The 12,504-nt window shown below is 72.1% G+C and carries 11 protein-coding genes; all 11 read left to right on the plus strand.

Going from position 1 to position 12,504, the window contains the following annotated elements; translation table 11 throughout:
- The first annotated feature begins 8 nt into the window (after nt 1-8).
- The 11 genes from pyrR to metK are packed head-to-tail and all read left to right on the plus strand — an operon-like array spanning nt 9 to nt 12,494.
- A complete protein-coding gene (gene pyrR, locus AVP42_RS06480; protein WP_067947264.1) occupies nt 9-548 on the plus strand; it encodes a bifunctional pyr operon transcriptional regulator/uracil phosphoribosyltransferase PyrR in 540 nt (179 codons plus the stop codon).
- A complete protein-coding gene (locus tag AVP42_RS06485; RefSeq protein ID WP_067947266.1) occupies nt 545-1,498 on the plus strand; it encodes an aspartate carbamoyltransferase catalytic subunit in 954 nt (317 codons plus the stop codon). Before pyrR ends, AVP42_RS06485 begins: the two co-directional genes overlap by 4 nt.
- Nucleotides 1,495-2,868: a dihydroorotase gene (locus AVP42_RS06490; RefSeq protein ID WP_067947268.1), complete on the plus strand. Its 1,374-nt coding sequence runs from the start codon at nt 1,495-1,497 to the stop codon at nt 2,866-2,868. The genes AVP42_RS06485 and AVP42_RS06490 overlap by 4 nt, the downstream gene beginning before the upstream one ends.
- Nucleotides 2,865-3,428, plus strand: coding sequence for a hypothetical protein (locus tag AVP42_RS06495; RefSeq protein ID WP_067947270.1), 564 nt, complete (start codon nt 2,865-2,867; stop codon nt 3,426-3,428). Before AVP42_RS06490 ends, AVP42_RS06495 begins: the two co-directional genes overlap by 4 nt.
- Nucleotides 3,421-4,617, plus strand: a complete 1,197-nt coding sequence (carA, locus tag AVP42_RS06500) for a glutamine-hydrolyzing carbamoyl-phosphate synthase small subunit (protein ID WP_082847048.1) — start codon at nt 3,421-3,423, stop codon at nt 4,615-4,617. The genes AVP42_RS06495 and carA overlap by 8 nt, the downstream gene beginning before the upstream one ends.
- Nucleotides 4,617-7,910, plus strand: coding sequence for a carbamoyl-phosphate synthase large subunit (gene carB, locus AVP42_RS06505; RefSeq protein ID WP_067947274.1), 3,294 nt, complete (start codon nt 4,617-4,619; stop codon nt 7,908-7,910). The genes carA and carB overlap by 1 nt, the downstream gene beginning before the upstream one ends.
- On the plus strand, nt 7,907-8,785 hold the full coding sequence (gene pyrF / locus AVP42_RS06510) for an orotidine-5'-phosphate decarboxylase (protein WP_067947276.1): 879 nt from the start codon (nt 7,907-7,909) through the stop codon (nt 8,783-8,785). Before carB ends, pyrF begins: the two co-directional genes overlap by 4 nt.
- A complete protein-coding gene (gene gmk, locus AVP42_RS06515) occupies nt 8,778-9,746 on the plus strand; it encodes a guanylate kinase (RefSeq protein WP_067947278.1) in 969 nt (322 codons plus the stop codon). The genes pyrF and gmk overlap by 8 nt, the downstream gene beginning before the upstream one ends.
- A 9-nt stretch (nt 9,747-9,755) precedes the next feature.
- Nucleotides 9,756-10,013, plus strand: coding sequence for a DNA-directed RNA polymerase subunit omega (gene rpoZ, locus AVP42_RS06520; RefSeq protein WP_067947279.1), 258 nt, complete (start codon nt 9,756-9,758; stop codon nt 10,011-10,013).
- Nucleotides 10,014-10,026: 13 nt separating this feature from the next.
- Nucleotides 10,027-11,304 (plus strand): bifunctional phosphopantothenoylcysteine decarboxylase/phosphopantothenate--cysteine ligase CoaBC, encoded by a 1,278-nt coding sequence (coaBC, locus tag AVP42_RS06525; RefSeq protein ID WP_067947281.1) that lies wholly within the window; start codon nt 10,027-10,029, stop codon nt 11,302-11,304.
- The gene (metK, locus tag AVP42_RS06530) at nt 11,301-12,494 is read left to right on the plus strand and encodes a methionine adenosyltransferase (RefSeq protein ID WP_067947283.1); all 1,194 of its coding nucleotides are present in this window, start codon (nt 11,301-11,303) and stop codon (nt 12,492-12,494) included. Before coaBC ends, metK begins: the two co-directional genes overlap by 4 nt.
- Nucleotides 12,495-12,504: the final 10 nt, after the last annotated feature.

Consider the following 12,504-nt stretch of genomic DNA (forward strand, 5'->3'; position numbering starts at 1 on the left):
GAGTCCGCATGGCTGTGCGCACCGTGCTGCAGCAGGCTGACCTCGAACGGGCGCTGACCCGCATCGCGCACGAGATCCTCGAAGCCAACAAGGGCCCCGACGATCTCGTCCTCCTCGGCATCCCCACGCGCGGCGTGGCACTCGCCGAACGCCTGGCGCGGATCATCACCCGCATCGCCGGCGTCGACGTGCCGGCCGGCGCCCTCGACGTGACCATGTACCGCGACGACCTCGGCCGCAATCCGGTCCGCGCGACGCACCCGACCGAGGTGCCGGGCGACGGCGTCGACGGCCGCGTCGTGGTCCTCGTCGACGATGTGCTCTACTCCGGCCGCACCATCCGCGCCGCCCTCGATGCGCTCGCCGACCTCGGCCGCGCCCGCGCCGTCCGCCTCGCCGTGCTCGTCGACCGCGGCCACCGCGAGTTCCCGATCCGCGCCGACTACGTCGGCAAGAACCTGCCGAGTTCCACGCGCGAGCGCATCAACGTGCGCCTCGCGGAGGTCGACGGCGACGACGCCGTGACGATCGAGGGGAGCGACGCATGAGGCACCTGCTCAGCACGCGCGACCTCGCACGCGACGAGGCGATCGCGCTGCTCGACGTCGCGGAGGACATGGCGGCCGTCCAGGAGCGCGAGGTGAAGAAGCTGCCAACGCTCCGCGGCCGCACGGTCGTGAACCTCTTCTTCGAGGACAGCACGCGGACGCGCATCTCGTTCGAGGCGGCCGCCAAGCGGCTCTCGGCCGACGTGATCAACTTCAGCGCCAAGGGCTCCAGCGTGTCCAAGGGCGAGAGCCTGAAGGACACGGCGCAGACCCTGCAGGCGATGGGCGCGGACGGCGTCGTCATCCGCCACCACGCGTCCGGCGCCCCGCAGCGCCTCGCCACGAGCGGCTGGATCGACGCGGGCGTCGTCAACGCCGGCGACGGCACCCACGAACACCCCACCCAGGCGCTCCTCGACGCGTTCACCATGCGGCGGCGCCTGCACGGCGCGGGCTCACGCGGTCGCGACCTCGACGGCGTGCGCGTGGTCATCGTCGGCGACATCCTGCACTCGCGCGTCGCGCGCTCGAACGTGTGGCTGCTCGCGACGCTCGGCGCGGAGGTCACCCTCGTCGCCCCGCCCACCCTCGTCCCGGTCGACGTCACCGGCTGGCCGGCATCCGTCGACTACGACCTCGACCACGCGCTCGCCGCCGCGCCCGACGTCGTCATGATGCTGCGCGTCCAGGCCGAGCGCATGCACGGCGCGTTCTTCCCGAACAGCCGCGAGTACGCGCGCACCTGGGGGCTCGACGACCTCAGGTTCGGGCGGTTGCCCACGACTACGATGGTGATGCATCCCGGCCCGATGAACCGCGGGTTCGAGATCGCCGCTCGCGTCGCCGATTCCCCCCAGTCCACGGTGCGCGAGCAGGTTGCGAACGGAGTATCAGTGAGAATGGCCGCCCTCTACCTGCTGCTGTCCGGCGAACGGGGTGAGGCCCGATGAGCGAGTCCTTCCTCATCCGCGGCGCCACCCTGCCCACGGGCGAGCGCGCCGACCTCCTGCTGCAGGGCGGTCGCATCGCCGACGTGGGCTCGGTGACGGATGCCGCGGCCGCGACCGTCGTCGACGCCGAGGGCCTCATCGCCCTGCCCGGCCTCGTCGACCTGCACACCCACCTCCGCGAGCCCGGATACGAGCAGAGCGAGACCGTGCTCACCGGCACGCAGGCCGCGGCCGCGGGCGGATTCACGGCCGTCTTCGCGATGGCGAACACCTCGCCCGTCGCCGACACCGCGGGCGTCGTCGAGCAGGAGCTCTCGCTCGGCGAGGCCGCGGGCTACGCCACCGTGCAGCCCATCGGCGCGGTCACGGTCGGACTCCGGGGCGAACAGCTCGCCGAACTCGGCGCGATGGCCGCCTCGCGCGCCCGCGTGCGCGTCTTCAGCGACGACGGCTTCTGCGTCTTCGACCCGCTGCTCATGCGGCGCGCCCTCGAGTACGTGAAGGCGTTCGACGGCGTCATCGCCCAGCACGCCCAGGAGCCCCGCCTCACGCAGGGCGCGCAGATGAACGAGGGAGCCCTGTCGGGCGAGCTCGGCCTGGCGGGGTGGCCCGCGGTCGCCGAGGAGTCGATCATCGCGCGCGACGTGCTCCTCGCCGAGCACGTCGGCTCGCGCCTGCACGTGTGCCACGTCTCCACCGCCGGATCCGTCGAGGTCATCCGCTGGGCCAAGGCGCGCGGCATCGACGTCACCGCCGAGGTCACCCCCCACCACCTGCTCCTCACCGAGGAGCTCATCGCCGGCCGCGGCGACGGGGCCGCTCCGGTCGCCGCGTACGACCCCCGGTTCAAGGTCAACCCGCCCCTGCGCCGCCGGGAGGACGTCGAGGCCCTGCGCGCTGCGCTCGCCGACGGCACGATCGACATCGTCGCGACCGACCACGCCCCGCACCCCGTCGAGGCGAAGGAGTGCGAGTGGGACGCCGCGGCCAACGGCATGGTCGGCCTCGAGTCCGCCCTCTCGGTCGTGCAGCACGCGATGGTCGACACGGGCCTCATCGGCTGGGCGGATGTCGCCCGGGTGCTCTCCGCGGCGCCCGCCCGCATCGGCCGCATCACCGGTCACGGCGAGCCCGTCGCGGCAGGCTCGGCGGCGGAGCTCACGCTGGTCGACCCCGCGGCGACCGAGGCGTTCGGCACGGAGCGGCTCGCGGGTCGCAGCGTGAACTCGCCGTACCTCGGCCGCACGCTGCCCGGCCGCGTGGTCGCGACCTTCCACCGCGGGGTGCCCACGGTCCTCGACGGCGTCCTCCGGCCCGCCGACGAGGTGGCTGCGGCATCCGCTCGCGCCGCCCGAGGAGGCGTGGCGTGACCGAGTGGTGGGTCGGCGTGCTCGCCGCCGTGGCGGTCGTGGCCGTGATCGGACTGCTCATGCTGCGTTCGTGGCGACGGCGCGCGGTGCGCGACGAGTCGCTCGGGGCGTACGCGCCGCCGGCCGACCTCGGCGCACCCGTGCTCGAGGTCGAGGCGCTCTACGTCGCGACGACGCCCGAGGCCGAACCGCTCGAGCGACTCGCCGTCGACGGGCTCGCGTTCCGCGGCGCCGCGCACGTCGAGGTGCACCCGGCCGGGGTCCTCCTCCGGATCGCCGGCGAGGTGCCGAGCTACGTGCCGGCCGATCGCATCGCGGGTGCCGGCACGGCCACCTACGCCATCGATCGAGGGGTCGAGCCCGAGGGACTCGTCGCCCTCACCTGGATCGTGGACGACCGTTCGGACCCCGAGGTCCCGACGCGCGTCGACAGCTACCTGCGGTGCCGGTACCCGGGCGACAGCGCCCGGCTCGTCGCCGCCGTGAACGAGATCGCCGCGACGCCCGCCGCGTCGCGGCCCACTGCAGACAACGAAGAGAGCGAGGCGTCGGATGACTGAGACCCCGACCCCGGTCGACGAGCAGGCCGCCCAGGCCGCCGTCGACCTCGACCGTGCCGTCCTGGTCCTGGAGGACGGCACCCGCTACGAGGGACGCGCGTACGGCGCCCGCGGGCGCACGCTCGGCGAGGCGGTCTTCGCGACCGGGATGACCGGCTACCAGGAGACGCTGACCGACCCGTCGTACGCCGGCCAGATCGTGCTCATGACGGCGCCGCACATCGGCAACACGGGCATGAACGACGACGACATGGAGTCGGCGAAGATCTGGGTCGCCGGGTTCGTGGTCCGCGACCCCTCCCGCGTCGTGTCGAACTTCCGCTCGCAGCGGAGCCTCGACGACGACCTCGCCGCCGCGGGCATCGTCGGCATCAGCCGGATCGACACCCGGGCGGTCACCCGGCACATCCGGTCGCTCGGCGCCATGCGCGCGGGCGTCTTCTCGGGCGAGGATGCGTACCTCTCGCCCGGCGAGCAGCTCGAGCTCGTGCAGGGCGGCGAGCAGATGACCGGCCGCAACCTGTCCGGATCGGTGTCGACGGGGGAGCGGTACACGCTCGACGCCGTCGGCGAGCGCGTCGGTTCGGTCGCCGTGCTCGACCTCGGGGTGAAGACGTCGACCCTGAAGTACCTCGCCGAGCGCGGCTTCGACGTGCACGTGCTCCCGCAGTCGGTCACGGCCGAGGAAGTGCTCGAACTGGCGCCGGACGCGCTGTTCTTCTCGAACGGCCCGGGCGACCCCGGGGCGTCCGACCGGCACGTCGACCTGCTCCGCACGACGCTGCGATCGGGCCTGCCGTACTTCGGCATCTGCTTCGGCAACCAGCTCCTGGGCCGCGCCCTCGGGTTCGAGACCTACAAGCTCCCGTTCGGCCACCGCGGCATCAACCAGCCCGTGCTCGACAAGGAGACCGGTCGCGTGGAGATCACGGCGCACAACCACGGCTTCGCCGTCGCCGCGCCGACCGATCGCGTGAGCGACTCGGCCGAGGGCTTCGGCCGCGTCGAGGTCAGCCACGTCGGCCTGAACGACAACGTCGTCGAGGGACTCAACTGCCTCGACATCCCCGCGTTCTCGGTGCAGTACCACCCCGAGTCGGCCGCAGGCCCGCACGACGCGAACTACCTCTTCGACCGCTTCCGCGACATGGTGATCGCGACCAAGCAGAGCAAGGAGAACGGCGAGTAATGCCCAAGCGCGACGACATCAACTCCGTCCTCGTGATCGGCTCCGGGCCGATCGTCATCGGCCAGGCGGCCGAGTTCGACTACTCCGGCACCCAGGCGTGCCGCGTCCTCCGCGCCGAGGGCGTGCGGGTCATCCTCGTCAACCCCAACCCGGCGACGATCATGACCGACCCGGGCTTTGCGGATGCGACGTACGTCGAGCCGATCACCCCCGAGGTCATCGAGTCGATCATCGTGAAGGAGCGCCCCGACGCGGTGCTGCCCACGCTCGGCGGCCAGACCGCGCTGAACGCGGCCATCGCACTCCACGAGGCCGGGATCCTCGAGAAGCACGGCGTCGAGCTCATCGGCGCCAAGGTCGAGGCCATCCGCAAGGGCGAGGACCGGCAGCTCTTCAAGGACCTCGTGATCGCGGCCGGCGCGGATGTCGCCCGCTCGCACGTCGCGACGACCCTCGAGCAGGCGAAGGAGTTCGCCCAGGACCTCGGCTATCCGCTCGTGGTCCGTCCGTCCTTCACGATGGGCGGCCTCGGCTCCGGCTTCGCGTACACGGAGCAGGAACTCGTCCGCATCGTGACGCAGGGCCTGCACGACTCGCCGACCACCGAGGTGCTCCTCGAGGAGTCCATCCTCGGCTGGAAGGAGTACGAGCTCGAGCTCATGCGCGACACGGCCGACAACACGGTCGTCGTCTGCTCGATCGAGAACGTGGACCCGGTCGGCGTGCACACGGGCGACTCGATCACCGTCGCGCCGGCGCTCACGCTCACGGACCGCGAGTACCAGAAGCTCCGCGACATCGGCATCGACATCATCCGCGCGGTGGGCGTGGACACCGGCGGCTGCAACATCCAGTTCGCCGTCGATCCCGCCGACGGGCGCGTCATCGTCATCGAGATGAACCCGCGCGTGTCGCGGTCGTCGGCCCTGGCCTCGAAGGCGACGGGCTTCCCGATCGCGAAGATCGCGGCGAAGCTCGCCATCGGCTACCGCCTCGACGAGATCCCGAACGACATCACGAAGGTGACGCCGGCGTCGTTCGAGCCGACGCTCGACTACGTCGTCGTGAAGGTGCCGCGGTTCGCGTTCGAGAAGTTCCCGGCGGCCGACCCGACCCTGACGACGACCATGAAGTCGGTCGGCGAGGCGATGGCGATCGGCCGCAACTTCACGACCGCGCTGCAGAAGTCGCTCCGCTCGCTCGAGAAGCGCGGATCGAGCTTCCACTGGGAGGACGAGCCGCGATCCGTCGAGGAACTGCTCGAGGCCGCGGCGGTCCCGACCGACGGGCGCATCGTGCTCGTGCAGCAGGCGCTGCGGAAGGGCGCGACGGTCGAGCAGGCGTTCGAGGCGACGAAGATCGACCCGTGGTTCCTCGACCAGATCGTGCTGATCAACGAGGTCGCCGCGCAGGTCGCCGCCGCCGAGGCGCTCGACACCGACACCCTGCTGCTCGCCAAGGACCACGGCTTCTCCGACGCGCAGATCGGGCAGCTCCGCGGGTTCGGCGAGGCCGATGCGCGCGAGGTGCGCCACATCCTCGGCATCCGCCCGGTCTTCAAGACGGTCGACACGTGCGCGGGGGAGTTCCCGGCACTCACGCCGTACCACTACTCGAGCTACGACCTCGAGACCGAGGTGGCGCCGAGCGAGCGCCGCAAGGTCGTCATCCTCGGTTCGGGCCCAAACCGCATCGGCCAGGGCGTCGAGTTCGACTACTCGTGCGTGCACGCGTCGTTCGCGCTCTCGGACGCCGGGTTCGAGACGATCATGATCAACTGCAACCCCGAGACGGTCTCGACCGACTACGACACCAGCGACCGGCTCTACTTCGAGCCCCTCACGCTCGAGGACGTGCTCGAGGTGATCCACGCCGAGTCGCAGTCCGGCGAGCTCGTCGGCGTCGTGGTGCAGCTCGGCGGCCAGACCGCGCTCGGCCTCGCGAAGGGCCTGGAGGCGGCCGGGGTCCCGATCCTCGGCACGAGCCCCGATGCCATCGACTCCGCCGAGGAGCGCGGCCAGTTCGCGGCGATCCTCGAGAGCGCGGGCCTCGTCGCGCCGCGCAACGGCACCGCGATCGACCTGCAGGGCGCCGTGCAGGTGGCCGAGCAGATCGGCTACCCGGTGCTCGTGCGGCCGAGCTACGTGCTCGGCGGGCGCGGCATGGAGATCGTCTACGACACCCCGTCGCTCACCGACTACTTCGCCCGCATCGAGGGCCAGGGCATCGTCGGGCCGACGCATCCGCTGCTCGTCGACCGATTCCTCGACGACGCGATCGAGATCGACGTCGACGCGCTCTACGACGGCACCGAGCTCTACGTCGGCGGCGTGATGGAGCACATCGAGGAGGCCGGCATCCACTCGGGCGACTCGAGCTGCACCCTGCCGCCCGTCACGCTCGGCCGCGCCGAGATCGACCGCGTGCGCGAGGCCACCCGCGCGATCGCCGAGGGCATCGGCGTGCAGGGCCTGCTGAACGTGCAGTTCGCGGTCGGCGCGGGCGTGCTCTACGTGCTCGAGGCCAACCCGCGGGCGAGCCGCACGGTGCCCTTCGTCTCGAAGGCCCTCGGCATCCCCCTGGCGAAGGCCGCCTCGCGCATCATGGTCGGCGCGTCGATCCGCGAGCTCGTCGCCGAGGGCATGCTGCCCGAGGTCGACGGCTCCCGGGTGCCGCTCGATGCGCCCGTCGCGGTGAAGGAGGCCGTGCTCCCGTTCCACCGCTTCCGCACCGCCGAGGGCACCATGGTCGACTCGGTGCTCGGTCCCGAGATGCGCTCGACGGGCGAGGTCATGGGAATCGACAAGGACTTCCCGACCGCGTTCGCGAAGAGCCAGCTCGCGGCGTACGGCGGCATGCCGATCTCGGGGCGCGTGTTCGTGTCGGTCTCCGACCGCGACAAGCGCGCGGTCATCCTGCCGGTGCTGCGACTGCAGCAGCTGGGCTACGAGATCGTCGCGACCGAGGGCACGGCCGAGGTGCTGCGCCGCAACGGCATCGGCACGGGCACCGTCCTGAAGTTCAGCGAGGCGCACGACGAGTCCGATCCGTCGGTCGTCGAGCTCATCCACCGGGGCGAGATCGACGTGGTCGTGAACACGCCGAGCGGTCGCTCGGCGCGCGCCGACGGCTACGAGATCCGGGCCGCGGCGGTGGCCGCCGACATCCCGCTGTTCACGACGATCGCCGAGCTCTCGGCTGCTGTCGCCTCCCTCGACGCGGTCAAGGGCGGGTTCGAGGTGACCAGCCTGCAGGAGTACGCGAGCCGACGCACGGCCGCGGTGGTCGCGTGACCGGCCCCGTCGCGTTCGGCGACCGCCTCCACGGCGCCTTCGAACGATACGGCCGACTCTGCGTCGGCATCGACCCGCACGCCTCGCTGCTCGACCAGTGGGGTCTCGACGACACGGCCGCGGGCGTCCGCGAGTTCGGCCTCCGCGTCGTGGGCGCGGCGGCCGGGCGCGCCGGCATCGTGAAGCCGCAGGTCGCGTTCTACGAGCGCCACGGCGCGGCCGGGTACGTCGCACTCGAGCGGGTCCTCGCCGAGGCGCGCGACGCCGGCCTCCTCGTCATCGCCGACGTCAAGCGCGGCGACATCGGCACGAGCGTCGACGCGTACGGCGAGGCGTGGCTGCGCCCGGGTTCCGGCCTCGAGTCCGACGCCATGACGGTGAGCGCCTTCCAGGGGCTCGGGTCGATCGAGTCGGTGATGCGTCGAGCGGATGCCACGGGCAAGGGCCTCTTCGTGCTGTCGGCGACCTCCAACCCGGAGGCCGCCGCGATCCAACGCGCCGTGCTGCAGCAGTCGAGCCGTGAGGGCTCGACGGTGGCCGGTGCGATCTGCTCGGGCGTGGCGGCGTGGAACGCCGCCCGCGAGGATGCCGCCGACCGGCCGCTCGGGTCCGTCGGCGTCGTGCTCGGCGCGACCGTCGACCTCGCGGCGTCGGGCATCGACGTCTCGGCAGACCCCGCGGAGCCGGTGCTGCCCGTGCTCGCGCCGGGCTTCGGGCACCAGGGCGCCGACGTCCGCGACCTCGAGGCGATCTACGGCACGCTGTCGGCCGGCGTCATCGTGAGCGAGTCGCGCTCGCTGCTCGGCGCCGGACCCGACGGCATCGCCGAAGCCATCGTGCGCCGGGCCGACGAGATCGGAGCCGCACGTGTCTGACCGCGCCGTCGCATCCGCACCCCCCGAGGTCGACCGCGTCGCCGCCTCGCGCGCGGCTGTCGCCGCCCGTCGCGCGCGCGCCGCGGTGAAGCGCGAGATGGCCGCCGGCGGTCGGAGCCCGCTCGACGTGCTGCGGGCCGCCTACGAGGAGCCCGAGGGCGTGGAGGGCCGTCTCCGGGTGACCGAGTTCCTCACCGCCATCCCCGCGATCGGGCAGACGAAGTGCACCCGCATCATGGAGGAGCTCCAGATCGCCGCGTCGAAGCGGCTCGGCGGACTCGGCCGGCTGCAGCGGCGCCGGCTGCGGGAGTTCACGGCCGAGTGGATCGCCGACCACGGCGGCACCGGGGACCGGCTCGTGGTGCTCGCCGGGCCGACCGCGGTCGGCAAGGGCACCGTCGCCGGCTACATCCGGGAGCACCACCCCGAGGTGAAGCTGTCGGTGTCGGCGACCACCCGCGCGCCGCGTCCCGGCGAGGTCGAGGGGGAGCACTACTACTTCGTCTCCGACGAGGAGTTCGACCGGATGGTCGAGCGGGGCGAACTGCTCGAGTGGGCGACCGTCCACAACGCGTACCGGTACGGGACCCCGCGACGTCCGGTCGAGGAGGCCATCGCCGCGGGCAGCAGCGTGCTGCTCGAGATCGACATCCAGGGAGCCCGGTCGGTGCGACGCGCCATGCCCGAGGCGACGCTGGTGTTCCTGCTGCCGCCGACGTGGGACGAGCTCGTGCGCCGCCTGGTGGGCCGCGGCACGGAGAGCCCCGCCGAACAGCAGCGCCGACTCGAGACCGCGAAGGTGGAGCTCGCGGCCGTCGAGGAGTTCGATCACCAGGTCGTGAACCACGAGGTCCGCGAGGCCGCGCAAAAGGTCGTAGACTTGATGCGGCCTCGAAAGGGTCGGCGTCATGCTGCCCTCCGCCAAGATCTTCCGCGCACCGAGGGTGCGCCTCATTCGTAAGGAGCCGCCATGGCCGAGAAGCTGTCCGGAATCATCGACCCGCCCATCGACGACCTGCTCTCGAAGGTCGACTCGAAGTACCAGCTCGTGATCTTCGCGTCCAAGCGCGCGCGCCAGATCAACGACTACTACGCCGACCTCCACGAGGGCAGCCTGTTCGACAACGTCGGACCGCTCGTCGACTCGTCGATCGACGACAAGCCGCTCTCGGTCGCCCTCCACGAGATCAACGAGGACAAGCTGCGCCTCCGCCCGATCGGCGAGTAGCCGGCAGGCGCGCATGGCGCTGAACATCGTCGTCGGCATCACCGGCGGCATCGCGGCGTACAAGGCCGTCTCGGTGGTGCGCTCGCTCGTGCTCGCCGGGCACGACGTCCACGTGGTGCCCACCGAGTCGGCGTTGCGCTTCGTCGGGCGACCGACGCTCGAGGCGATCTCCCGCAACCCGGTGCACACCGACCTCTTCGAGGGGGTCGCCGAGGTGCGGCACGTCGCCATCGGCCAGGCGGCCGACCTCATCGTGATCGCCCCGGCGACCGCCAACAGCATCGCGAAGCTCGCCGCCGGCCTGGCCGACGACCTGCTCGGGAACACCGTGCTGGCCAGCGAAGCGCCCGTCGTCATCGCGCCGGCCATGCACACCGAGATGTGGCGGCATCCCGCCACGCAGGCCAACATCGCCACGCTCCGCGAGCGCGGCGTCACGATCGTCGGCCCGGCGGTCGGGCAGCTCACGGGGTCCGACAGCGGCCCCGGCCGGCTCGAGGAGCCCGACGAGATCGTGCGGGCGGCGCTCGAGGTCGCCGAACGGCGGGGGCTCGACGGGTCTGCTCCGGCCGACGCCGCTCGAGGCGCGCACGACCTGGCCGGACGACGCATCGTCGTTTCGGCCGGTGGCACGCGCGAGCCGCTCGACCCCGTGCGCTTCCTCGGCAACCGCTCGAGCGGCAAGCAGGGGGTCGCGATCGCCGAGGCCGCTGCGGCACGCGGCGCCGAGGTGACGCTGGTCGCCGCGAACCTCGAGGTCGCCGAGCCCGGCGGATGCCGCATCCGCCACGTCTCGAGTGCGCTCGAGCTGCGCGACGCCGTCCGCGAGGCGGCCGTCGGAGCGGACGCGGTCGTCATGGCCGCCGCGGTCGCGGACTACCGTCCGGCCACCGTGAGCGAGGCGAAGATCAAGAAGGTCGACGGCCAGGACCGCCTGACCCTCGAACTCGTCCGCAACCCCGACATCCTGGCCGAGCTCGGCGCGAGCGACCACGACGGCACGCTGCTCGTCGGCTTCGCGGCCGAGACCGAGGCCGACCGCGATCGGCTCCTCGAGCTCGCGCGGGCCAAGCGCCGGGCCAAGGGCGCCGACCTCCTCGTCGTGAACCGGGTCGGCTGGTCGGAGGGCTTCGCCGCCGACGAGAACACGGTCGCGGTCGTCGGCCCCGACGACGCGATCGTCGCCGAGGCGTCCGGCAGCAAGATGTCGGTGGCCCACGGCATCCTCGACGTCATCGCCGGTCGGCTCGCGCCCGGCGTCGCAAGCACGAAGGAACCCCACCCCGCATGAGCGCACTGCGCCAGTTCACGTCCGAGTCCGTCACCGAGGGGCACCCCGACAAGATCTGCGACCAGGTCTCCGACGCGATCCTCGACGCGCTGCTCTCGGTCGACCCGCACGCGCGCGTGGCGGTCGAGACCCTCGTCACGACGGGGCTCGTGCACGTGGCCGGCGAGGTGTCGACGTCGGGCTACGTCGAGATCCCGGCGATCGTCCGCGATCGCATCACGTCGATCGGCTACGACTCCTCCGACGTGTGGTTCGACGGACGGTCGTGCGGCGTGTCGGTGTCGATCGGCGGGCAGTCGCCCGACATCGCGCAGGGCGTCGACCACGCCTACGAGTCGCGCGAGGGCGCGAGCATCGACGAGCTCGACCGGCAGGGCGCCGGCGACCAGGGCATCATGTTCGGCTACGCGGTCCGCGAGACGCCCGAGCTGATGCCGGTGCCGATCTGGCTCGCGCACCGCCTCGCCGAGCGGCTGGCGCGCGTGCGCAAGCAGGGCGAGCTCGACTACCTGCGTCCCGACGGCAAGACGCAGGTGACCATCGGCTACGAGGGGCAGACGGCCCGCACGATCGAGACGGTGGTGCTGTCGACGCAGCACTCGCCGAGCGTCTCCACCGAGCAGCTCCGCGCCGAGGTCGAGGAACTCGTGATCCGGCCCGTGCTCGACACCGTCGAACTGGCCCGGCCCGACCTGAAGGTGCTCATCAACCCGACCGGTCGATTCGAGATCGGCGGTCCGCAGGGCGATGCCGGGCTCACCGGCCGCAAGATCATCATCGACACGTACGGCGGCGCGAGCCGCCACGGCGGCGGCGCCTTCAGCGGCAAGGACCCGTCGAAGGTGGATCGTTCGGCCGCGTACGCCATGCGCTGGGTCGCGAAGAACGCCGTCGCGGCGGGGCTCGCCGACCGCCTCGAGCTGCAGGTGGCCTACGCGATCGGCGCCGCCGCGCCCGTCGGGCTCTACGTCGAGACGTTCGGCACCGGGCACGTGCCCGAGGACCGCATCATCGAGTCGATCCGCGAGGTCTTCGACCTGCGGCCCGCGGCGATCATCCGCGACCTCGACCTGCTGCGCCCGATCTACGCCGACACCGCGACGTACGGTCACTTCGGTCGCGAGCTGCCCGCCTTCACGTGGGAGCGCCTCGACCGCGTCGACGACCTCCGCGCCGCCGCCGGGCTCTGACGTGGCCGGG

Origin of the sequence: Agromyces sp. NDB4Y10 (genome assembly GCF_001620055.1) — a bacterium.
Taxonomy (GTDB): Bacteria; Actinomycetota; Actinomycetes; order Actinomycetales; family Microbacteriaceae; genus Agromyces; species Agromyces indicus.